Genomic DNA, 21,473 nt, shown 5'->3' with positions numbered 1-21,473 from the left:
GCTATTGTGCCACATGGCCGGGGATTCCGGGATCCTTCGTTGGGAAGGAGCGGAGATGAATCTACCTACCCTTCTACGGAAGCCGCGTGGCTTTCCCAAGGGGGTTGAAGAGGACTGGGGGTTGATGGTGAATGTAAGGCCGTTTGTGGTTCTGACCGTCGTTTTGGGCATTGCGGGCTGTTCCGTTCCGGGACCCGAGGGCGCCCCGGGGGGCATCCATGATCCCTACGAGGCGCAGAACCGCAAGGTGCACGAATTCAACAAGAAGGTCGACAAGACCTTTTTCAGCGGAGACGGGCCGGGCTACACCGAGACCGTGCCGCCCTTCGTGCAGGATCGCGTTTCCAGTTTCGCCGACACGGTGTCGCTGCCGCAAACCGTGGTCAATCAGCTGCTTCAGGGGCGCCTGCTGCGCGCAACCAGCAACACCATGCGCTTTACGCTGAACGCCACCATCGGTGTCGGCGGCCTGTTCGACGTGGCCAATGAATGGGGTCTCAAGCCCGACGAGACCGATTTCGGTGAAACGCTGGCCGTCTGGGGCGCACCCGAGGGCGCCTACCTCGAAGTGCCCCTGCTGGGGCCCTCGACCGAGCGGGATACCGCCGGTGACATCGTCGACCTTTTCACCGACCCATTGAAATATGTCGTGCCGACTCCAGATCGTTATGTCGGTACGGTCGCCAAGGCCATCGACAAGTTTGGCGAGCGTAGCCAGTTCAGCGGTACGGTCGATTCGGTGCTCTACGACAGCGCCGACAGCTACACGCAGCTGCGGTTGATTTACCTGCAACAGCGCCGCTACGAGCTGGGCGAAGAGGCGCCGGGGGCGGATTTCGATCCCTTCGCCGTCGACACTGAAGGTTTCTAGGAGGAGTCCCGTGATGACCCATCTCAACCGCCGGCATTTCATCGCGGCGGGCGCGGCCCTGGCCGCGATGCCCGCCATGCCCGCCCTTGCCCTGACCGGACAGCAGGCGGCGAACCTCGTGAACAGCCTCGTGAACGAGATCAACACGGTCATCGCCTCGGGCAGGTCCGAAGCGTCGATGTACCGTGAGTTCGAGCGGCTGTTCAAGAAATACGGCGATACGCCGCTGATCGCCGCGAACGTTCTGGGGGTTGCCGCGCGCCGCGCCAGCAACGCGCAGCGCAAGGCCTTTACAGAGGCCTTCACCGGCTACATCGCGCGCAAATACGGCAAGCGGTTCCGCGAGTTCCAGGGTGGGCGTATCGAGGTGCAGTCGGTCCATGCCATCAGCCGTGGCTACGAGGTGCGCTGCGTCGCTCACATGAGCGGGTCCAAGACGCTGGAAACCGCGTTCCGCGTGTCCGACTCGAACCGGTTCTACAACCTCTTCGTGGAAGGCGCCGACATGCTGCTGTCCGAAAAGGAAGAGATCGGCGCCATGCTGGATGCCCGTCGCGGCAACATCGACCAACTGATCGCCGACCTGCGCCGGGCTGGCTGAGCCGCGCGACCGGGCATCCTGCCCGCCGAATGATTACGGGCCGGTCCCCCTGGGGCCGGCCCTTTGCATCAATTGATGTGGTGCAGAGCAGAGAGCGCTTCAGAACAGCCCGATGCCAAGAAACCATTTCTCGAAGAAAGCTTCGGGAGAGGGTTGCGGTGAATGTCGGCTGTGCGGGACGAAGCTGCCATTGAGCAGATCAGAGATCACTCAAAGCCGCAAAAACAAACCATGTCCATACCGCCGACGCCAAAACCACAAAGCGTAGCCACGGGAAAACCGGCTGGTCCCGACGCTGCTGGCAAACATGAATCGGCCATGCGATTGCACAACCTATGGTCGGGCTTAAAAGCAGCCCTACAAACACAGCAGCCTTTGTCGAATTAGTTAGATAATTAGGATGCGTCCCGACTGTACCGGCGGGAGGCGTGAATAAATCCGCAAAAACAAGCATGACTAAAACGACACTAGCCGCCAGCGCCACCGCTACCGCGAAGTCTAAAATTGCCGCAATTCGTGATGCTACATCCGACAAATTATTCTCCTTCGTCCTCAGAATAGCTCAACGCTTTTCTGGTAGCTGCGGGCCCAAAGCGGTCACTGCGCTCCGACCCCACTGCGGGGTCTCACGCGTATCATTTGTACCAAAGAGCCGGCCCCCTTGGGGCCGGCCGTTGTTTTGTCCGCTGTGCGGGCAGGTGGCCTCAGTTGCCGCCCAGGATGTCGCGCAGCACCTGTTCCAGGATCGAATCGCGCCGTTGCGGCTGGCGGGGCACCGGCTGGGGTTCCGGTTCGGGGACCTTTGGCGGCACCGGTTCCATCATCGGCAGGGGGCGCACCGGCAGGCCCTCGTGGACCCGCACCATGACCTCGTGCCAGATTTCCGCGGGCAGGCCGCTGCCGGTCACGCCGGTCAAAGGCGTGTTGTCGTCATAGCCCATCCAGACCCCGGCGACGTAATCGGCGGTAAATCCCACGAACCAGGCGTCGCGCGCCTCCTGGCTGGTGCCGGTCTTGCCCGCGACCTGGCGGTCGGGCAGGGCGGCGCGGCCACCGGTGCCCTGGGCCACCACCCGCTGCATCATCCAGACCAGCTGGCGGGCCGCCTCTTCGCGGATCACCCGTTCGCCCATGCCGCCGCTGGCCTCCATCAGCGGATCGGACGTGCCCTTGTAGCGGATCAGCTGCTGGCCGTAGGGCCGCACCGACGACCCGCCGTTCAGGATGCCGGCATAGGCGCCGGTCATCTCCAGCAGGGTCGCCTCGGCGGCACCCAGCGCCAGCGCGGGCGTGTCCGCCAGTTCGCGGTGGATGCCGAAATCGCGCGCCACCCGCAGCACCAGGTCACGCCCCACGGTTTCCGAAACCTTGACCGCCGGAATGTTCAGCGATTTCCGCAGCGCCTCTTCCAGGGGCACCCGGCCATAGTGCTGGCGCGAGTAGTTCTCGGGGCACCACTGGCCCGATCCGGGGATGTTCAGGCAATAGGGTTCATCCACCACTGTATCCAGCGGCGAATAACCCAGTTCCAGCGCCGTGGCATAGACAAAGGGTTTGAAGGCCGATCCGGTCTGGCGCACCGCCTGCGTGGCGCGGTTGAACAGGCCGGTGGCATCCGTGTCCCGCCCGCCGACCATGCCGCGCACCGCGCCGTCCGCCGACATTACGATCACCGCCACCTGCGCCTTCGATCCTTCGCGCACCTTCTCGGAAAAGATCTTGTTGACCGCGCTGGCGGTGGCGCGCTGGATGCGCTGGTCCAGCGTGGTTTCGATGATCACGTCCTCTGTCGTGTCGCCGATCAGGTAGTCCATGTCCGACGACATGATCCAGTCCCCGAAATAGCCGCCGCCCAGGTTGCGCGCGCCCTCCGCCAGCACAGCCGGATTGGCCTGGTAGTGGCGCATGTCCTCTTCGCTGAGATAGCCCTGGTCGTACATCAGGCGCAGCACGGTCGCAGCGCGGTCCTGGCTGCGCTTGAGGTTCGAGGTGGGCGCCAGCATCGAGGGCGCGGTCAGCAGCCCCGCCAGCATCGCGGCCTCTGCCGGGTTCAGGGCTGCCGCCGGTTTGGCGAAATAGCGCTGCGCCGCCGCCTCGGCGCCATAGGCTCCGCCCCCCATGTAGGCGCGGTTGAGATAGATCGAGAGGATCTCGTCCTTGGTATACTTGGCCTCCATCGCGATGGCATAGATCGCCTCCTGCGCCTTGCGCGACAGCGAACCGCGACGGCAGTCGGCGACGTAATCGGCCTCGGACTCCCACTCGTCGGGGTCGTACTGCACGCCCAGGCACAGCAGTTTCGCGGTCTGCTGGGTGATCGTCGACCCGCCGTGACCCGACAGCGGCCCGCGCCCCTCGCGCAGGTTGATGCGGATCGCGCTGGCCACGCCGCGCGGACTGACACCGAAATGCCAGTAGAACCGCCGGTCCTCGGTTGCCACCACCGCGTTCTTGAGGTGCTCGGACACGGTGTCCGCCGTCACCGCGCCGCCGAACTGGTCGCCGCGCAGGGCAAAGACCTTTCCGTCGCGGTCCAGCAGCGTCACCGATCCGCGTGCGCGCCCGTCCGTCACCTGCGACATGTCGGGCAGCCCGCTGTAGACATAGAGCACCGCCGATCCAAGGATCAGTGCCACGACCACCGTTGCCGACAGCGTCACACGCCAGATCAGCCGCAGGATCCAGCGAAGGATCGCGCCGAAAAAGCCCAGGATGCCGCCGCGCCGCTGGCGGGCGGGCTTGCGCCGCGTTTTGGTCTTTCGGCTGCGCGTCGGCTTTGCGGCGGATTTCGCCGGTTTGCGCGTGTAGCGCCTGTCGGCCACCAAGCGGCCGGATTTGCCCTTCGAGGAACTCATCAAGATCTGCCTGTCACTCTTGTTTGAGCCCGACTCTACCTGTCCCGGCCGGGAATGTTGACCATCGCCGAGCGCAACAGAGGTTTATTTTGTGATGAAATTTTGAGCGCAAATACACATAAGCCTAAAAAATGTGCGCTGGGGCCCGAAAATTTGCCCGAAATCCGGGCCAATCCCTTCATTTCGAGGCCCCGGACCAGTTTTGCTGCGGGTGCATTGCAGGGGCGACCCTGCCAGACCGAAGGGGACCAAGGTGAAACTGATCATTGCAACGATCAAGCCGTTCAAGCTGGAAGAGGTGCGCGAAGCCCTCACCGGCATCGGCGTGCGCGGCATGATGGTAACGGAAATCAAGGGCTTCGGCTCTCAGTCCGGCCATACCGAAATCTACCGCGGCGCCGAATACGCTGTGAATTTCGTGCCGAAAATCAAACTGGAAATCGTCGTTTCGTCGTCGATGGCCGACCAGGTGATCGAGACCATCAAGACCACCGCGCAGACCGGCAAGATCGGCGACGGCAAGATCTTCGTGCTCGACGTTCAGCAAGCCGTGCGTGTGCGCACCGGCGAAACCGACGCAGACGCGCTTTGACGCGCGCAGTTCATCATGAGGGATAACGACATGAAACTTCTCAAGACGCTTGCGCCGGCCGCGCTTCTGCTGGCCCTGCCGAGCATGGGCCTGGCACAGGACGCTGAGGCCGCAGCGCCCGGTTTCGACGAGATCGGCCCCTACATCATGACGACCCTGCTGTTCTGCATGGCAGGCTTCCTGGTGTTCTTCATGGCCGCGGGCTTTGCGATGCTCGAAGGCGGCCTGGTGCGGTCCAAGAACGTCACCATGCAGATGACCAAGAACATCGCGCTCTACTCGGTTGCCGCGATCATGTACTGGCTCATCGGCTTCAACCTGATGTACCCGGGCGACGGCTGGATCATGACCGGCTACGTCGGCCCGTTCTTCAGCCCGACCGTCCTGGATCCGGTTGGCGTGGCCGCTGCGGATGCAGCGCTTGACTACGCTTCGATCGGGTCGGACTTCTTCTTCCAGCTGGTCTTTGTTGCCGCCACCGCTTCGATCGTGTCGGGCGCCCTGGCCGAGCGGATCAAGCTGTGGCCCTTCCTGGTCTTCGTCGTCGTGCTGACCGGCGTCATGTACCCGATCTCCGGCTCCTGGCAGTGGGGCGGCGGCTGGTTGTCCGAAATGGGCTTCTCCGACTTCGCCGGCTCGACGGTCGTGCACTCGGTCGGTGGCTGGGCCGCGCTCGCAGGTGCCATCGTTCTTGGCCCGCGGATCGGCAAGTTCGGCAAGGACGGCAAGGTGCACCCGATCCCGGGGTCCAACCTGGCGCTGGCAACCCTGGGTACGTTCATCCTGTGGCTGGGCTGGTTCGGCTTCAACGGCGGTTCGCAGCTGGCAATGGGCACCGTGGGTGACGTGTCGGACGTGTCGCGCATCTTTGCCAACACCAACATGGCCGCTGCGGCTGGAGCCATCGCCGCGATGATCCTGACGCAGATCCTGTACAAGAAGGTCGACCTGACGATGGTCCTGAACGGCGCCCTGGCGGGCCTGGTCTCGATCACCGCCGAACCGCTTGCACCCTCGCTCTTCGGGTCGCTCTGGATCGGTGCCATCGGCGGTATCATCGTGGTCTTCGCCGTGCCGATGCTGGACAAGTTCAAGATCGACGACGTGGTCGGCGCCATCCCGGTGCACCTCTGCGCCGGCATCTGGGGCACCATCGCCGTGGTCTTCTACAACGGTGACGCCAGCCTCTCGACGCAGATCATCGGCATCATCGGCTACGGTGTCTTCACTTTCGTCGCATCGCTGATCGTCTGGTTCATCCTCAAGGCCGTCATGGGCATCCGTGTCTCGGAAGAGGAAGAGATCACCGGTCTCGACATGGCCGAGCTGGGTATGGAGGCATACCCCGAGTTCTCCAAAGGCTGAGGTTCTCCTTCCTCTCAGCTTTTGTGACCACTGGCCCGGGCGCTCGCGCCCGGGTTTTTTCCTTCCTGTAGGGTACAGAGTGATTCTTTTGCACCAGCATGAGCCTTTGCACGGTTGTCTCGTGGAGGCTTTGTCGAAATTCTGCTTTCCCTAAGGGAAACACAGACGGCTTTCCTGGAGCGCCAATGATATCTCACGACTTCCTGGAAGTGCCCGGCATCCGGTACTGGCATCTGTCGGGCGACGTCGATCTGGACGAAACGATCGCAGCCTTCCTCGCGGTTCGGGACGGGGGCGGTTCTGCCTCGGACATGAACCGTCCGGTCCTTTTCGACATGCGCGACGTCGACATGGCGCCCTTCACCGGCGCGGATATGCGCCGATACGCCGAACGACTCAAGGCGCGGGGGCTCGACGTGCCCGGTGGCGTTGCCGCCTATGTCGTGAGCAACGACACCAACTTTGGCATGATGCGGATGTCGGCCACCTATTTCGAGCTGTCTGGCGTGCGCAAACAAGAGAACACACTGGTGACGCTGGACATCCATGAGGCGGCGGACTGGATCATCCACCGGGCCGGGATTTCACCGTCGGATCAGGCCGCCGTCAGGCAGTTCCTGGACCGTCAGCATGGGGGGCAGGTCAGAATTTCAACCTGAACTTGTGTTTTGTACAAAATGCTGAAAACGGTGTACGTTTTGTACAAAACGTACACGACGCGACGGGCTGACGCCTTGCCGGGGACTTGGGGCTTTCAGACGGGCTTGCTGCACCCGGTGGTCAATACTTCTGACCGCTTCGGCCCATATCCTGGGGGGGCGGTCTAGCGGCGGTCGGTTTCCCGGCGCAGCCGCTGGCGCGCAATGGCCTCGTTCTTTTCCATGGTCCTGTCCGCGGTCAGTGCCGCCTCGACGTAATCCAGATGTGCCTCGACAGCGGCCCGCGCCCCGGCGGCATCGCGCGCCTGAAGCGCGTCGTTGATGGCGCGGTGTTGGTCCAGCAGGCTCGCCCGGGTGGTGCGTTGCTTGAACATGACCTGGCGGTTGTAGAACACGCCCTCGCGCAGCAACTGGTACATCGACCGCATCATGTGCAGCATGATCACGTTATGGCTGGCCTCGATGATCGCCAGGTGAAACTCGGCGTCCAGCCCGGCCTCTTCGGAGGGGTTCCGCTTGACGTGGGCGGCCTCCATCTTGGTGAAAACCGCAGCAATCACGGCAAGATCGCTGTCCGTGCCGTGGATGGCGGCACGTTCGGCGGCCAGCCCTTCCATGTCGCGCGGGAACGAGAGGTAGTCGAACACCGCCTCGTCGTGATTGGCGAAAAGCTGGATCAGCGGTTCGGAAAAGGCCGAGCCCAGGACGCCGGTCACAAAGACGCCCGCGCTGGCCTTGGAGGTCAGCAACCCGCGCGCCTGCAGCTCGGACACGGCCTCTCGAAGGGAGGGCCGCGAGACGCCAAGCTGTTCGGACAGGTCGCGTTCCGAGGGCAGCCGTTCCCCGGGGCGCAGCACGCCGCGCAGGATCAGCAGTTCGATCTGCCGGACAACGGTCTTCGAGAGCTTCTCGGCCTGCACTTTTTCGAAGGGCATCGCGCGTTCCTTCCGCTGGTCAGGCGAAGTTACCAAAGCCGGGCGGTTGTTACCACCGCCGCAGCGCGTCCTCGTCCTCGTTCCGCGCCGCGACCCAAGACTTTGATTCGGCGCTGAATTCCTTCTTCCAGAACGGGGCCCGCGACTTCAGGTAGTCCATCAGGAATTCCGCAGCCTCGAAGGCATCCTTGCGGTGCGGCGCCGCCGTCGCGACCATCATGATCTGGTCGCCCGGCTCCATCCGGCCATAACGATGGATCACCAGCGCATCCCCCAGAGACCAGCGGTCGACCGCTTCTTTGGTAATCTTTTCAAGGGCTTTCTCGGTCATGCCGGGATAGTGCTCGATCTCCATCGCCTCCAGGCCGCCGCCCTGCAGATCACGTACGATGCCGGTGAAGGTGACGACCGCGCCCATGTCGTGCCGACCAGCAGCAAAAACCGCGGCCTCGGCGCCGAAATCGAAAGGGGCCTCCTGAACGACGACGCGCATGGCCCTCAGCCCCCCGTCATCGGCGGAAAAAAGGCCACTTCGCGCGCACCGGCGAGGGGCGCGTCGAAATCCGTCAGCTCCTGGTCCACGGCCACGCGCAGGGCGCTCAGGTCCTCGAAAGCGGCGGCATAGCGGTCTTCGCGTGCGCGCAGCTCGTCGACCAGTGCAGCAACCGTCGCGGCCTCGGTCTCGACTTTTTCGCGCGGCAGGCCGATCCGTTCGCGCACCCAGGCGAAATACAGCACATCCATCAGCGATCCTCCTTCAGAAAGGGCAGGGCCTTGCGGAAATAGTCCCAACCCGTGATCAGCGTCAGCGCGGCGGCGATCCAGAGCAGCATCAGCCCGCCCTTGCCGGACCAGATCATGCCCTGAAGCTTCCACCGCAGGCCCATTTCGTCTTCGACCTGGCCGTCGAGGATCTGCGTGATGATCCGATCATCCATGCCCATGCTCGACGTGACAAGATAGTGTTCAAAGACGCCCTGTGCAAAGAGCACCGCGATGGCCACCATCTGCGCCGTTGTCTTCCACTTGGCCAGCTTGGTGACTTTCAGCGTGCCGGCGGTGTCGCCCAAGAATTCCCGCAACCCGGAGACAAAGACCTCGCGGAACAGGATCACCGTGGCCGGCAGGACCAGCCAGGGCGACCAGGACGAAAACCCGACGATCACCATCAGGGCGATGACCACCATCGCCTTGTCGGCGATCGGGTCCAGCATGGCGCCCAGCTTGGTTTCCTGTTGCCAGCTGCGGGCCAGGTGCCCGTCCAGCCAGTCGGTCACGGCGGCCCCAAGGAACAGGATCAGTGCGGCCCAGTCCGCCAAGGGGCGGGAGAAATAGAGGAACATCACCGCCACGCCGGGCGCGGCGAGCAGGCGCAGGATGGTGAGAAGGTTGGGCAAGGTCAGTTTCATCGCAGCCTCTCTATCCGGTTCTCGGGGAAGGGGGAAGGCTTGCGCGCACTGTCCCGGCACCCCACCTCTGGAGGAGGCAAAACGGGGGTATCATGCGTGGACTCATCCTGGCGGGACTTCTTTCGGCGCTTGTCCCGGGCGCCTGGGCAGACATGACCCTGCCCCCTGAAAATACGCACTGGGTGCTGCAGAGCATGGGCGGCGAGATGGTGGATTTCGACGCTTCCCTCGACCTGACCACGCCCGGCAAGGTCAGCGGCAAGGCGCCTTGCAACAGCTTTGGCGGCAGGGTCGAGGGAGCCTGGCCCGGGCTGAGCTTTGGGCCGTTGCGTTTGACCCGCCGGGCCTGTCCCGAACTGGCGCAGGAGAACGCCTTTGTCATGGCCCTGCGGCAGGTGACACAGGCGGAGCTGCGCGATGATCAATTGGTTTTGCGCGACGCAGAGGGCAACGAGATGGTGTTCAGCCCCGCGCCCTGAGCCGTGCGATCAGCGCCGCCCGCGCGGGCGGCAGCGGCTTGTCCCTCAGGTCCGCCGCCAGCCGGTTTTCCATGAAGAACCCGGTCGTTTCCAATGCGGTCAGGATTTCGGCATCCCCGGCCTCGCCCTCGCCCCGCAGGACCGGCGGCAGGGGCAGCAGCCGGTCGACCCATTCCCCGGCGCCCCGGGTGGTGACCGCCCGTCCCGACCGGGGCGAGACATAGTCCAGCCCCTCGGTCGCGCCGGTGACGGCGCATTGCGTAAGGTCAAGGCCGAACCCCATCTCTTCCAGCAGCGCCAGTTCCCAGTGCAGGTAGGCCAGCGGCCAGAGATCCGGGCGATCCAGCAGGTCGAGCAGCTTTTCGGACCGGTCGTAAAGGGCCGGATGCGGCTCGCGTTCGGGCAGGCAGAAGGCCAGCAGCGCGGTGACGGCGTTGAGCCCCGCCAGCGCCAGACGATCCCCCAGCGCCGCCGCGGCGCGCGACCGTTCGGGTTCGGCGGTAAAGCTGCCGATGTGGTCCTCAAGCCGCGCCCGCCAGGAGAGGTCGAGCTGTGCGCCGGGTTGCAGATGCGGCGCCAGCTTGCGCGAGGTCCCGCCGCGCAACACGCCCGCGTGACGGCCATGTCGCGGCGTGAAGACCTCGAGGATCAGCGAGGTCTCGCCGTGTTTCCGCGTATGAAGAAGAATGCCCGTGTCGCGCCAGTCCATGCGGCGAAAGATCGGGCCGCGCGCGCGGATTGGCAAGCGGTGATCCAATTGTGCAGCCTGCGGCTGCGCAGGGTATCTCGGCCCCTTTGGGGCCTCGGGCATGAGTATTTTTGGAGAGAAGAAGCCTGCGGGTCAGGCCAGGGTGGGATCGTCGAGCAGGTGACGGCCCTGCCGGTCCTCGACCTCGATCACCCAAAGGTCGGGGTCGAAGCGGCGCTGGCGGGTGATGGTCTCGTCGACCTCGGGTTCGGGTCCGATGGTGAGGTCGGTCCACTTGCGGTCGCCACTGGTCAGGTCGAAACCGCGGGTGAAGGCGCGGGCCTGGCCGTCAAGCGTGTTGAGCTTGACCAGGACGGCGCCTGCCGTGTCGTCGCCGTGGGCGGTGACGAAGGCGGGAATGTCCATAAGGCGCAGGCGCGCCAGGTAGGCATCGACCCAGAACCGCGCGGTCAGCCTGGCCATCAGGCGTTGCCGTCGCGGAAGTCGAGCCCCATCTCCGAGTAGCGTTCCGCCTCTTCGAGCCAGTTCTCGCGTACCTTGACCTGCAGGAAAAGGTGGATCGGGCGGCCGAGAAACTCTGTCAGTTCCTCGCGGGCGGCCTTGGAGATGGCCTTGATCGTCTCGCCCTTGTGGCCCAGCAGGATGCCCTTGTGGCCATCGCGGGCGACATAGACGATCTGGTCGATGCGGGCGGAGCCGTCCTTGCGTTCCTCCCAGTTCTCGGTTTCGACGGTCAGCTGGTAAGGCAGTTCCTGGTGCAGACGCAGGGTCAGCTTTTCGCGGGTGATCTCGGCGGCGATCATGCGCATCGGCAGGTCGGCGATCTGGTCCTCGGGGTAGAGCCAGGGGCTTTCGGGCATTTCCCCCGCCAGCCAGTGGCGCAGATCCTCGATCCCGTATCCCTTTTCGGCGGAGATCATGAAGGTGCGGGCAAATTCGTAGCGCTCGTTCATGGCCTGCGTCAGGGCCAGCAGGGCGGGGGCCTCGACCCGGTCGATCTTGTTGATGGCCAAGGCCACGGTACGGTTCTTCGGCAGATCCTTCAGGCCTTCGAGGATGGATTCGACGCCCTCTGTGATACCGCGATGCGCCTCGATCAGCAGCACGATGACATCGGCATCCGCCGCGCCGCTCCAGGCGGCGGCGACCATCGCGCGGTCCAGCCGGCGGCGCGGTTTGAACAGGCCCGGCGTGTCGACGAAGACCAGCTGGCTGTCGCCTTCCATCGCCACGCCACGGATGCGGGCGCGGGTGGTCTGGACCTTGTGGGTCACGATGCTGACCTTGGCCCCCACCATCGCGTTGGTGAGGGTGGATTTGCCTGCGTTGGGCTCTCCGATCAGGGCGATGAAGCCGGCGCGTGTGGTCATGACAGATCTGTCCGAATGCGAAATTGAAGAGCCTCCCCTAGGCCAGATGGGGCGTCATGGCCAGCGGATTCGCATGTGGCGGGCCGTCTCAGGGCGTCGCGCGTCCTGTCGCGGTCCGTTTCCGGCCGTCTCGCCAGAGCGAGTAGATGCCCGAGGCGACGATCAGCGCCGCGCCGCTCAGGGTCATCGTGTCGGGGCGTTCGCCGAAGACCGTATAGGCCAGGACCAGGGCCACCAGCAGGCGGGAATAGCGGAAGGGGGCCACGACCGAGACCTCTCCGGTGCGCATCGCGGCGGTGAGCGCGGTATAGCCGATTACCCCGGCGATCGCCGTGCCGCAGATCATCGTCGCGGAGGGCAGGGTTGGCAGGCCGGGCGCGGGTTCGAAGGCCATGATGACGAGGCCCGCGAAGGTGACAACGGCAAAGCCAAGCACACCCAGTTGCGAGGGGCGGATATGGGCGGGCGCGGTGCGGGTGGCCACGTCCCGCCCGGCAAAGCCGATCATGCCGAGCAGGGCAAAGACGGCATTGGCCTCGATCCCCGAGGGCGAGGGGCGGATGATCAGCAGCACCCCGGCAAAGCCTACCGCGGTGGCCAGCCAGCGGTGTGGGCCGATGCGTTCGCCCAGGATCAGCCCGGCGGACAGCATGACCACCAAAGGCGCGGCCTGCAGGATGGCCGAGGTGGTCGAGAGCGGCGTATAGGCCAGGCTGAGGGCAAAGAAGAGCCGGCCCAGGATCTCGAATCCGGTGCGGATCAGCAAACCCTTTTGCAGGTAGGCGGGGTCCCAGAGCGGTACGCCTCGACGGCGGGCATGGATTGCATAAATCGTCATGGCCAGCAGGCCGAACTGCACCGTGCCCAGCCCGGGAGAAATCCCGCCGGTGCCGGTGGCGGCCTTGAAGAAGGCATCCTCGACCCCGAAGCCGAGCATGGCGAGCATCATCCAGAGGCTGCCCTTGAGGTTGTCGGTCATGCGTGACCCTCGCGTTGAGATGCGCATAGCGGTACAGCGCATTCACCCCGTGGACCAGAGCGCGTGTTCGGGGCAGGCTGGGCGGGCTGCAACGGGAAACGAAGGACGCGCGGGACATGGATCCGCCCCGGGTCATGAGTGACCTGCGCGAAACGCTTTCCGGGACGGACTTTGAACCGGAGCTGCTGAATGCGTTTCAGCAGAAACTGCGTGTCTCGCCGTAGGAGGCGCTCTTGCGGGGATAGCGGACGGGACTTGCCTCAGCCGGTCAACTTGTCCAGCAGCGTCCGGGCGGCCATTTGTTCCGCCTGGCGCTTGCTGCCCGCCGTGGCCTCGGCAGAGGCGCCGTCGGGCAGGCGGACCTCGATGGTGAAGACCGGGGCATGATCCGGGCCGCTGCGGGCAGTCTCGACATACTTGGGCGGCTGGTGGCCGCGCGCCTGCGCCCATTCCTGCAGGGCGGTTTTGGCATCCTTGGCGTCTTCCTCGACCGCGTCGATGCGTTTGTCCCAGAGCCGCAGGATCAGGGCACGCGCCGCCTCAAACCCGGCGTCCAGGTAGACGGCGGCGATCACCGCCTCCATCGCATCGCCCAGAAGCGCCATCTTGCGCCGCCCGCCGGACAGCTGTTCCGACCGGCCCAGTTTCAGCGCGTCGCCGATGCCCACCTCGCGCGCGACATCGGCGCAGGTTTCCTTGCGCACCAGCGCGTTGAACCGGGGGGCCATCTGTCCCTCGGTGGCGGTGCGGTCCCTTTCCAGCAGCGCCTCTGCCATGACAAGCCCCAGCACCCGGTCGCCCAGGAATTCCAGCCGCTGGTTGTCCTCGCGCCCCGGCCCGGACATCGAGGCATGGGTGACGGCGCGGCGCAGCAGACGCGGGTCTGCGAAACGGTGGCCCAGCGAGTCCTGCAAGGTGATGAGTTCGGCGGAAACCTTCATTCGACTGTCCTCAACAGGCGCCCTTCGCGCCCTTCCTGCGAATAGAGCACCAGACGCACCCGGCCTGCAACATGCGTCAGCGGAACCAGCCCGACGCCGCCCAGCCCTTGCGTGACGCGGCTGTCCAGCGAGTTGTCGCGGTTGTCGCCAAGGACAAAGAGGTGCCCCTCGGGGATGTGGAGCTCGACGGTATTGTCGGTGCGGTGCGTGCCGATGTTCAGCACGGTGTAGGTGGGGCCGCCGGGCAGGGTCTCGCGCGCGGCCTGCTTGATGCAGGGGGTGCCGGGGGCCGTTGGGGTCAGGCAGCGCGGGCGCGTGCCGAAGGCCGTGGGGCGATTGGGTTCGGTCCAGTCGGGCGCAGGGACCTGCGGCACGGGGGTGCCATTCAGGATCACCTGCCCGTCCCGCATCTGAACCCGATCGCCGGGCAGCCCGATCACTCGCTTGAGAAAGTCCTGCCCGGTGACCGGATGGCGAAAGACCACGACCGACCCCCGCCCTGGCGACGACAGGCTGCGGGTGGCAAGGACATAGTCCCCGGGTTGCAGGGTGGGCGACATGCTGCCGGTCGGAATGATGTAGGGCGCCCAGGCCACGCGGCTGGCGATCAGGGCGACCATGACCCAGACCAGTGCCCGGCCCGCCTTGCTGAAGGGACCCGGTGCGGCATCGGGCCGGGTGCGGCGCAGGGCCATCACGGCGACAAGCGCAAGCGAGACCAGCGGCACCGCCAGTCCCCACATCCACCAGCCGGACCAGCCCATCGCGCGCAGCCGCCGCCGTGCGTGACCCCAGAACAGCAGGGTCGCCATTGCCCCGGCCAGCGCCACGGCGGCGCCGGCAGGGCTGAGCGGCGACAGACGGCCCTGCGCGATCAGCATCAGCACCACCAGCGCGGCGGCCAAAACAAAACCGGCGCGACCGGTCAGGCCGCGCCAGTCGAAAGCTGTGCGCAGAAAGCTCACTCGATCACTTGGAAGTACCGGTCGCTCCGCCAGGTCCAGAAATAGAGCATCGAGCGTCCGGCGGACGAGAACATGATCCGGTCCGCCCGACCGATCAGGTTTTCATAAGGAACAAAGCCGACGCCGTTGGCGATATTGGGCACGCGGCTGTCGGAAGAGTTGTCGCGGTTGTCCCCCATGAAGAAGTAATGCCCCTCGGGGACCGTGTAGACCGGGGTGTTGTCCGATCCCTGCATGCCGATGTTCAGGATCGAATGGCTGACGCCGTTGGGCAGCGTCTCGATCAGCTTTTCCTTGATGCAGGTGGCGCCGTCGCCGACCGTGCCATTGGCGCAGCGCGGGCGCAGGCCCTGCGGTCCTTGCGGGGCGGCCAGTTCCTCGAAAGTGCCGTCGGGGGTCAGTTCGACCGGTTCACCGTTGATGTGCAGCACGCCGTTCCGCACCTGGATACGTTCGCCCGGCAGGCCGATCAGCCGCTTGATGAAATCACGGCCCGAAACCGGGTGGCGGAACACGACGACGTCGCCGCGCTTGGGTTCACCACCGAAGAGGCGCTTGTTGTCGCCATCGGCCCAGCCGCAGAAATCCTGCGCATCCACATTGATGCCGAAACGCGGAATGATGATCGAGGGGCAGGAGGCATAGGAATAGCCATAGGCCATCTTGTTGACGAAGAGGAAATCGCCAATCAGCAGGGTGTCCTTCATCGACCCGGAGGGGATCCAGAAGGGCTGAAACAGGAAGGTGCGGAAGACGCCCGCGATCAGCAGCGCGTAGACAACCGTCTTGATGGTCTCGACGAGACCGCCCTTCTTTTCTTCCTTCGCCATGTGATCTGCCCTTTGCCTCACCTGTTGGGCGCTTCATGGGCGGCGGGGCAGGGCGTGTCAAGGCAGGAGGGACGGACGTTGACCGGGCGACGTGGCGCTTGCTAGGCTTGGCGGATTATCCTGTTAGCCTTCGGAATTCATGATGACCTTGCCCCGATTTCTTGCCGTGTTGCTGTTCATGGTCGCCGGACAGGCGGCCAGCGCCTTCGAAGGCTGCAAGTTTTCCTTCCGCATTGACGCGCAAAGTTCGGCCCTGCAAGCGCTGATCCAGGGGGCCTCTGAACGCGGCGGGTTCTGGCGGCCGATCGCCGAGGCGCCGGACGACGTGCAGGAAATCGGGCGCTACATCGGGCGGCTGGATGTCTGCCTGATGACGCCGGACGGCAAGCCGCGAACGGTGACCCTGAACGGTCAGACGCGGACACTGAAAAGCCCGCAAATGACCACCTGTACCGCCGCGCTTCTGCCCGGCAACCGTTTGCTGACCAACAGCCACTGTTTCTACAACGATGTCATGGTCGGGGCCGGGTTCACCTTTGTGCAGGAGGCGCGCATCAACTTCGGCTACACGGCGGCGGATTTCACCGGCAACGTCAAGACATACGCGGTTTCGACGCGGGAACTGACGCGGGACGCCGATCTTGACGCGATGGTTCTGCAGATCTTTGGCGCGGACGCCAACGAGGCGCTGGGCGGGCACGTGCCGATGGTGATGCAGTCGCGCGTGCGACCGCGCCGCGCGTTGACCATGATCCACCACCCAAACGGTGATCCGCAGCAGTTTTCATCCGGCACCTGCCAGGTGCATCCCGACCAGGCCAAGCTGCCCGAGGCGGCCTCGCAATTGCGCCACAGCTGCGAGACGACGGGCGGGTCTTCCGGTTCCCTGCTGCTGGATGCGCGCTCACTGGCTGTTGTTGGGCTGCACAACCAGGGCGGCCTGCATGGACGCGGCGGCTATAACGGCGGCCACAAGATCGCGGCGGTCGAGGCTGCGCTTGGGCTGGGATTTCGCGCCATAGCGGCGCCCGCTCCCGTCACGGAGCCCAAACCGGACCCGGAGACCCTGGCACAGGAGGCGCTGACCGAGGCCCTGCAACTGGACGGTATCGAGGCGCGGCGCACGGCGTTGGAAGATGTGGTCACGACTTTTCCCGCAAGCCGCGCCGCCAGGAGTGCGCGCAATGCTCTGGACCTGATGGCGCCCCGGCAACGCAGCGTAGAGGAGCAGGCCTCGGATGCCCTGATCGCAGCTTTGGCGCTAAGCGAGGATGAGGCGCGGCGGCGTGCCCTGACGAAAGTGTTTGATCGGTTTCGGTTCACTGCTGCGGGCAGGAGCGCCCAGACGATGCTGGAGTTGATGGCGGCGCGGTCCACCGTGGCGAAGCCGCCCCAACCGAAGCCCGGGGTCAAGATGGCAGATGCTATGAAACTGGTCAGTTGGGGCGGCATGTACCAGCGAAGTCAGGAAAAGGCCTATCTTGATCCCTATGTGGCACGCAACCGGTCGTTGGATGTCAGTTGGGACTCGGACTCCCATTCCGCTGTCAGCATACTCCGGAAAGGGGATGCCAAGGCGCGGTCCTGGGACGTGGTGGATGTCGTCGCCAGCGACGCGATCCGCCTTTGCGAGGCCGGGCTGGCAGAGCGGATCGAGGTGGATCGTGTGCTGGCACCGGCGCCGGACGGTACGCCGCCTAGCGTGGATTTCGGAAAGTTCCTGATCAACGACTGCTTCATTCCCCAGATCGCTTACTCCACGACCATCGGGTATCGCACCGATCTGGTTGGACGCCAGCGTCCCCGATCAGTCTGCGATATCTTTGATCTTCGTCGTTTTCCGGGCAAGCGGGCACTGGAAAAACGTCCGATTAACAACATGGAATGGGCGCTTCTCTGCGATGGTGTGCCCGAGAGCCGACTGTACGAGGTTCTGGCAACCCGGCGGGGTCAGGACCGGGCTTTGGCCAAGCTGGATACGATCAAGGACGATATCATCTGGTGGTCCGCCGGGGCGGAAACGCCACAACTGCTTGCGGATGGCGAAGTGGTCATGGGGTCCACTTACAACGGACGCTTGTTCAGCCTGATTGCGGAGCAGGGCCAACCAGTTGAGATTTTATGGGACCGGCAAGTGATCGATCTGGACGGTTGGATCATCCCCAAGGGCCTGCCTGCGGACCGCAAGGCTCGCGTGCTGGATTTCTTGTACTTCGCAACCGATACACAGCGATTGGCGGATCAGGCGCAATACATTTCCTACGGCCCCGCGCGGCGCAGCTCGGCGCCATTGGTGGGGCGGCACAAGGACCTGGGCATCGACATGAAACGTCACATTCCGACGGGCTCAGGCAATTTCGCGACGGCGTTGCTCTACAACTATGACTTCTGGACCGAGCATCGCGCAGCGATTGACCGCCGGTTCAGCGCATGGCTCATACGCTAGGCGTTCAGCCCTTTCGCCGCGCCTCGATCACGACAAAGGCCTGCGCCCAGGGGTGATCGTCGGTCAGGGTGACGTGGATGATCGCCTCGTGCCCCTCGGGGGTCATCGCGTCCAGCCGATCCCTGGCCCAGCCCGTCACCTCCATCACCGGCTGGCCGGTGTGCAGGTTGCTGACGGCCATGTCCTTCCAGGCGATGCCCATGCGCAGGCCGGTGCCAAGCGCCTTGGAACAGGCCTCTTTCGCGGCCCAGCGTTTGGCGTAGGTGCCCGGCGTATCCGCGCGCCGTTCTGCCTTGGCCTGTTCCACCTCGGTGAAGACGCGGTTGCGAAAGCGGTCGCCGAAACGCTCTAGCGTGCCGGCGATCCGGTCGATGTTGGCCAGGTCGGTGCCGATGCCGAGGATCATGGGGTCAGCCTCCTGCGGGCGGGTGGGAACCCGCCCCACAAACCCCGGCGGCGCGCCAAGGTCAAGCTCAGGGCAGGAGGTCGCCGTCGATGGCGCCGGTGGCCTGGTTCAGCGTAAAGCGCAGGGTGGCCGTGGCAGGCATGGCGGTATCGGGATCATAGACGTTTACCGGGACGGTGAAGGTCAGGCCCGTGGCGGGATCGTAGTCGGCATTGAGTGCGCCGAATTCCATCCCCGCAAAGCCCATGCCGTTCAGCCCGATCACCTTGCACTGACGGTCGCCCAGCTCCGAGTAGGGCGGTGACAGCACCAGCATCCAGGCCCAGGCGGCGGCGGGTTCGATGGTGTCCATCAGGGCCAGCCGTGTCTTGCCGTTGGAGAAGGTGCGGCTGTGTGCCTCCCAGGGTTCGACGATATTGCGGGCACTGGCCTGCCAGTCGCAGTCCTGCACGGTGACGATGTTGTCCTGAGCCGCCGCAAGGGCCGGAAGCAGGACGAGGGGCAGGGTGCACATCAGGCGTTTCATGGGGCGTATCCTTGTCAAAGCGGATTTGAGCAATGATAGCCCGGACCGGGCGAGGGGGCGAGGCGAGGTTTTCCCGACCGCACCCGCAACACTCATGCCGGTCTCAGAAGCCGAAGCGTTGCAGCCGCCCGATCACCTTGCGGAAGATGACCGGCGGCAGGACTTCCTGCAGAATGTCGGCGCGTTTCACCTGCCGGTCGACCTGGTCCTTGGTGCCCGGGCGGGGCTTGAACAGCGTCGTATGGGACTTGCGCGTGTAGTCCCATGTCGCGGTGTAGTAGTACAGCGCCAGCGACATGCGCGGTTCTCCGTCGGGATGGTTCACCGTCTCGGGGTTGCCGTGCCAGGTGTCGGACCCGGTGTTGAAACAGCACATGCGGTTAAACAGCGGCACGAATCCCGCGACCTTTTCGGTCATGTCGGTGTTCCAGATCTCGAAAGAGCCGCCGTATTCCTCTTTCCAGTCCTTGTTGAGGTAGATGAGGATGTTCAGTCGGCGTTCGAGGTTGAGCTTTTGATTGTGGTTGAAATCCGCGTGGATATCGAGGTGCCCGCCATTGGCGACAACATGGACGCCGCCGCCCGCGAAATAGGGATCCGGGATCAGCCCGTTGATGCCGGTCATCTCTTCGAGGAAACGCACGAAGGGGCGCGAGTTCAGGACGTAGAACAGGTTGCGCGTATAGGGCGGCAGGCGCTCCGGCAGGTAGCTGGACTTCAGCTTTTCCTGCGGGCGGTTGAACATGTCCTCGGCCTCGGGCAGCTGTTTCAGCTCTTCCAGAACCCGGTCCAGCACCTCTGCGGGCAGGAAATCGTCAAAGCTGCCATAGGGGTAGGGCGTGCGATTGCGATAGTTTTCGGCCGCCGCGGCGCCCGCTGCCTTGGCAGCCGAGGCATCGATGGCAAGCGTTTCTGGGTCCATTGGAATGACAGGCATGACGGCACCTCGGGCAATTGCACGCGTTTGGGCCAAGTATAACCGGATTTACGGCAAAAAAATGGTGACAATCGTAAGGAATGCGGCGGACCGGGAGGCCGGTCCGCGCAGGGTCAGGCGCGCGCGGCGTCCATCAGGCGGCGCATTTCCGCGATGGCCGTGCCCAGACCGCGAAAGATCGCCTCACCCACAAGGAAATGGCCGATGTTCAACTCCATCACCTCGGGAAACGCGGCAACCGGCTGCACGGTTTCGTAGGTCAGCCCGTGCCCGGCGTGCACCTCCAGCCCCAGCGAATGCGCGTAGGTGGCCATTTCGCGCATCCGTTCCAGCTCCGTGTCGCGCTTGTCGAACTGCCCTTCGGCGTGGAAATCGCAATAGGCGCCGGTGTGCAGTTCGATCACCTGCGCGCCGATCCGGTGCGCGGCTTCGATCTGGCGCCGGTCGGCGGCGATGAAGATCGACACGCGGCACCCAGCCTCGCGCAGCGGCGCGATGAAATGGGCCAGCTTGTTCTCTTCACGCGCCACTTCCAGCCCGCCCTCGGTGGTCTTTTCCTCGCGCTTCTCGGGCACGATGCAGACAGCATGCGGCTTGTGACGCAGGGCGATCTTCTGCATCTCGTCGGTGGCGGCCATCTCGAAGTTGAGCGGCACGCTCAGGTTTTCCATCAGCCCGTCGATATCCGCGTCCGAGATGTGGCGCCGATCCTCGCGCAGATGCGCGGTGATGCCGTCGGCGCCGGCCTCTTCGGCCAGCTTGGCGGCCCGGATCGGGTCGGGATAGGCCCCGCCGCGCGCATTTCGCACGGTTGCGACGTGATCGATGTTGACGCCAAGGCGCAGCTGTCCGGTTTGGGTCATGGTGGCGATCCCCGTTCTGGAATTTGATCAAAAGCTAGAGCGGCGGGCAGGAAAATGAAAGCGGGAATCGGGACGCGCCGACCGGCAGGGGCGGTCACTTCGCCTGGCGCGCCTTTTTCTTCTTCAGCTCGGCCAGCTTGGCCTTGATGGCCCCCTTGCGGCGGTTCTGAAAGGCGGTGATCAGCGGCAGCGAGACGTAATAGGCGATGGTGCCCGCGATCATCCCGGGCAGGACGCCACCCACCATGTAGGGAAAGAACACCTCGTCATAGAAGATCTTGAGGTGGCTCCAGTCGGTCCTGTCCGGGGTGAAGATGGCGATGAAATTGTCCCAGAGATCCTGGCCTGCCTTGACGAATTTCTTGCCGATGCTGCCGTGATCCTGATCCGCTTCGAGGCCCAGCAGCCAATACCCGGTTTTCATCGCGATCACGCCGATGGGCACATAGGTCAGCGGGTTGCCGAAGAATGTCGACAGGATCGCGGCCAGGATGTTGCCCCGCATGATCCAGGCGATCAGCGCAGCGGTGAAGAAGTGAAAGCCGTAGAACGGTGTGAAGGTGGTCAGGACACCGGCAAAGATGCCGCGCGCGATCCGGTCCGGCGGATCGGGCAGGCGGTTGACACGCAACTGGACATAGCGCGCCGCCCGCGCCCAGCCGCCGCGCGGCCAGAGCGCTTCGAGCACGATCCGGCCAATGGACCGTCTGTCGCGTCTCTTGAAGACCAAGTTGT

25 protein-coding genes and 1 pseudogene are annotated in these 21,473 nt (G+C 64.5%); 8 read left to right on the top strand and 18 right to left on the bottom strand.

Annotation, left to right across the window (positions count from 1 at the left end):
* Positions 1 to 55: 55 nt before the first annotated feature.
* Both KZZ07_RS08650 and KZZ07_RS08645 read left to right on the top strand, forming a co-directional pair.
* Positions 56 to 871, top strand: a complete 816-nt coding sequence (locus KZZ07_RS08650) for an MlaA family lipoprotein (RefSeq protein WP_255564238.1) — start codon at positions 56 to 58, stop codon at positions 869 to 871.
* Positions 872 to 884: 13 nt separating this feature from the next.
* The gene (locus KZZ07_RS08645) at positions 885 to 1,472 is read left to right on the top strand and encodes an MlaC/ttg2D family ABC transporter substrate-binding protein (RefSeq protein WP_219513558.1); all 588 of its coding nucleotides are present in this window, start codon (positions 885 to 887) and stop codon (positions 1,470 to 1,472) included.
* Between the two features lie 199 nt (positions 1,473 to 1,671).
* On the opposite strand, the gene KZZ07_RS08640 is transcribed toward KZZ07_RS08645, so the two are convergent.
* Positions 1,672 to 2,007, bottom strand: coding sequence for a hypothetical protein (locus KZZ07_RS08640; RefSeq protein WP_219513557.1), 336 nt, complete (start codon positions 2,005 to 2,007; stop codon positions 1,672 to 1,674).
* Positions 2,008 to 2,176: 169 nt separating this feature from the next.
* The gene (locus KZZ07_RS08635; protein ID WP_219513556.1) at positions 2,177 to 4,327 is read right to left on the bottom strand and encodes a transglycosylase domain-containing protein; all 2,151 of its coding nucleotides are present in this window, start codon (positions 4,325 to 4,327) and stop codon (positions 2,177 to 2,179) included.
* Between the two features lie 253 nt (positions 4,328 to 4,580).
* On the opposite strand from KZZ07_RS08635, the gene KZZ07_RS08630 reads away from it, so the two are divergent.
* The 3 genes from KZZ07_RS08630 (at position 4,581) to KZZ07_RS08620 (ending at position 6,943) form a co-directional block, all read left to right on the top strand.
* On the top strand, positions 4,581 to 4,919 hold the full coding sequence (locus tag KZZ07_RS08630; protein ID WP_043142336.1) for a P-II family nitrogen regulator: 339 nt from the start codon (positions 4,581 to 4,583) through the stop codon (positions 4,917 to 4,919).
* 30 nt (positions 4,920 to 4,949) lie between these two features.
* The gene (locus KZZ07_RS08625; protein WP_219513555.1) at positions 4,950 to 6,284 is read left to right on the top strand and encodes an ammonium transporter; all 1,335 of its coding nucleotides are present in this window, start codon (positions 4,950 to 4,952) and stop codon (positions 6,282 to 6,284) included.
* 185 nt (positions 6,285 to 6,469) lie between these two features.
* Positions 6,470 to 6,943, top strand: coding sequence for a hypothetical protein (locus tag KZZ07_RS08620; RefSeq protein WP_219513554.1), 474 nt, complete (start codon positions 6,470 to 6,472; stop codon positions 6,941 to 6,943).
* Between the two features lie 164 nt (positions 6,944 to 7,107).
* Here the strand turns inward: KZZ07_RS08620 and KZZ07_RS08615 are convergent, their stop codons facing one another.
* Genes KZZ07_RS08615 through pgsA form a run of 4 tightly spaced genes read right to left on the bottom strand, consistent with a single transcriptional unit; the run spans position 7,108 to position 9,287 of the window.
* Positions 7,108 to 7,878 carry an FCD domain-containing protein gene (locus tag KZZ07_RS08615; RefSeq protein WP_219513552.1) on the bottom strand — a complete coding sequence of 257 codons (771 nt, stop codon included), beginning with the start codon at positions 7,876 to 7,878 and terminating at the stop codon, positions 7,108 to 7,110.
* Between the two features lie 49 nt (positions 7,879 to 7,927).
* Positions 7,928 to 8,371 (bottom strand): molybdenum cofactor biosynthesis protein MoaE, encoded by a 444-nt coding sequence (locus KZZ07_RS08610; protein ID WP_219513551.1) that lies wholly within the window; start codon positions 8,369 to 8,371, stop codon positions 7,928 to 7,930.
* Positions 8,372 to 8,376: 5 nt separating this feature from the next.
* Entirely contained in the window at positions 8,377 to 8,622 is a 246-nt protein-coding gene (moaD, locus tag KZZ07_RS08605) for a molybdopterin converting factor subunit 1 (RefSeq protein WP_219513550.1), read from the bottom strand.
* Positions 8,622 to 9,287, bottom strand: coding sequence for a CDP-diacylglycerol--glycerol-3-phosphate 3-phosphatidyltransferase (pgsA, locus tag KZZ07_RS08600; protein ID WP_219513549.1), 666 nt, complete (start codon positions 9,285 to 9,287; stop codon positions 8,622 to 8,624). The genes moaD and pgsA overlap by 1 nt, the downstream gene beginning before the upstream one ends.
* 92 nt (positions 9,288 to 9,379) lie before the next feature.
* Here pgsA and KZZ07_RS08595 point away from each other — a divergent pair, with 92 nt between their 5' ends.
* Positions 9,380 to 9,766: an META domain-containing protein gene (locus tag KZZ07_RS08595; RefSeq protein ID WP_219513548.1), complete on the top strand. Its 387-nt coding sequence runs from the start codon at positions 9,380 to 9,382 to the stop codon at positions 9,764 to 9,766.
* On the opposite strand, the gene recO is transcribed toward KZZ07_RS08595, so the two are convergent.
* The 7 genes from recO to lepB (KZZ07_RS08560) form a co-directional block, all read right to left on the bottom strand.
* Positions 9,750 to 10,475, bottom strand: coding sequence for a DNA repair protein RecO (gene recO, locus KZZ07_RS08590; RefSeq protein WP_219513709.1), 726 nt, complete (start codon positions 10,473 to 10,475; stop codon positions 9,750 to 9,752). The genes KZZ07_RS08595 and recO overlap by 17 nt on opposite strands.
* A gap of 132 nt (positions 10,476 to 10,607) precedes the next feature.
* Positions 10,608 to 10,937 carry a DUF1491 family protein gene (locus tag KZZ07_RS08585; protein WP_219513547.1) on the bottom strand — a complete coding sequence of 110 codons (330 nt, stop codon included), beginning with the start codon at positions 10,935 to 10,937 and terminating at the stop codon, positions 10,608 to 10,610.
* Positions 10,937 to 11,845 carry a GTPase Era gene (gene era / locus KZZ07_RS08580; protein WP_219513546.1) on the bottom strand — a complete coding sequence of 303 codons (909 nt, stop codon included), beginning with the start codon at positions 11,843 to 11,845 and terminating at the stop codon, positions 10,937 to 10,939. Before era ends, KZZ07_RS08585 begins: the two co-directional genes overlap by 1 nt.
* 88 nt (positions 11,846 to 11,933) lie before the next feature.
* A complete protein-coding gene (locus KZZ07_RS08575; RefSeq protein ID WP_219513545.1) occupies positions 11,934 to 12,824 on the bottom strand; it encodes a DMT family transporter in 891 nt (296 codons plus the stop codon).
* Between the two features lie 260 nt (positions 12,825 to 13,084).
* Positions 13,085 to 13,765 carry a ribonuclease III gene (rnc, locus tag KZZ07_RS08570; RefSeq protein ID WP_219513544.1) on the bottom strand — a complete coding sequence of 227 codons (681 nt, stop codon included), beginning with the start codon at positions 13,763 to 13,765 and terminating at the stop codon, positions 13,085 to 13,087.
* Entirely contained in the window at positions 13,762 to 14,730 is a 969-nt protein-coding gene (gene lepB / locus KZZ07_RS08565; RefSeq protein ID WP_219513543.1) for a signal peptidase I, read from the bottom strand. The genes rnc and lepB (KZZ07_RS08565) overlap by 4 nt, the downstream gene beginning before the upstream one ends.
* The gene (gene lepB, locus KZZ07_RS08560; RefSeq protein WP_219513542.1) at positions 14,727 to 15,560 is read right to left on the bottom strand and encodes a signal peptidase I; all 834 of its coding nucleotides are present in this window, start codon (positions 15,558 to 15,560) and stop codon (positions 14,727 to 14,729) included. Before lepB (KZZ07_RS08560) ends, lepB (KZZ07_RS08565) begins: the two co-directional genes overlap by 4 nt.
* A 139-nt stretch (positions 15,561 to 15,699) precedes the next feature.
* Between lepB (KZZ07_RS08560) and KZZ07_RS28060 the strand changes: the two are divergent.
* Both KZZ07_RS28060 and KZZ07_RS27645 read left to right on the top strand, forming a co-directional pair.
* Positions 15,700 to 16,473: pseudogene (locus KZZ07_RS28060) on the top strand (trypsin-like serine peptidase); the annotation flags it as partial.
* A gap of 447 nt (positions 16,474 to 16,920) precedes the next feature.
* Entirely contained in the window at positions 16,921 to 18,006 is a 1,086-nt protein-coding gene (locus tag KZZ07_RS27645) for an extracellular solute-binding protein (RefSeq protein ID WP_255564248.1), read from the top strand.
* A 4-nt stretch (positions 18,007 to 18,010) separates the two neighbouring features.
* Here the strand turns inward: KZZ07_RS27645 and acpS are convergent, their stop codons facing one another.
* The 5 genes from acpS to KZZ07_RS08530 all read right to left on the bottom strand — a co-directional run bounded on the left by acpS (position 18,011) and on the right by KZZ07_RS08530 (position 21,468).
* Complete coding sequence (acpS, locus tag KZZ07_RS08550) at positions 18,011 to 18,412, bottom strand: holo-ACP synthase (protein ID WP_219513540.1); 402 nt, start codon at positions 18,410 to 18,412, stop codon at positions 18,011 to 18,013.
* Positions 18,413 to 18,479: 67 nt separating this feature from the next.
* On the bottom strand, positions 18,480 to 18,938 hold the full coding sequence (locus tag KZZ07_RS08545) for a hypothetical protein (RefSeq protein ID WP_219513539.1): 459 nt from the start codon (positions 18,936 to 18,938) through the stop codon (positions 18,480 to 18,482).
* Positions 18,939 to 19,041: 103 nt separating this feature from the next.
* A complete protein-coding gene (locus KZZ07_RS08540) occupies positions 19,042 to 19,875 on the bottom strand; it encodes a 2OG-Fe(II) oxygenase (RefSeq protein ID WP_219513538.1) in 834 nt (277 codons plus the stop codon).
* A 113-nt stretch (positions 19,876 to 19,988) separates the two neighbouring features.
* Entirely contained in the window at positions 19,989 to 20,738 is a 750-nt protein-coding gene (locus KZZ07_RS08535) for a pyridoxine 5'-phosphate synthase (RefSeq protein WP_219513537.1), read from the bottom strand.
* Between the two features lie 94 nt (positions 20,739 to 20,832).
* On the bottom strand, positions 20,833 to 21,468 hold the full coding sequence (locus KZZ07_RS08530) for a DUF2062 domain-containing protein (protein ID WP_219513535.1): 636 nt from the start codon (positions 21,466 to 21,468) through the stop codon (positions 20,833 to 20,835).
* Positions 21,469 to 21,473: the final 5 nt, after the last annotated feature.

Origin of the sequence: Mameliella sp. CS4, from assembly GCF_019392335.1 — a bacterium.
Lineage (GTDB): Bacteria > Pseudomonadota > Alphaproteobacteria > Rhodobacterales > Rhodobacteraceae > Antarctobacter.
Note: the sequence above shows the minus strand (reverse complement) of the source record. Positions and strands in the feature narration are given on the sequence as shown.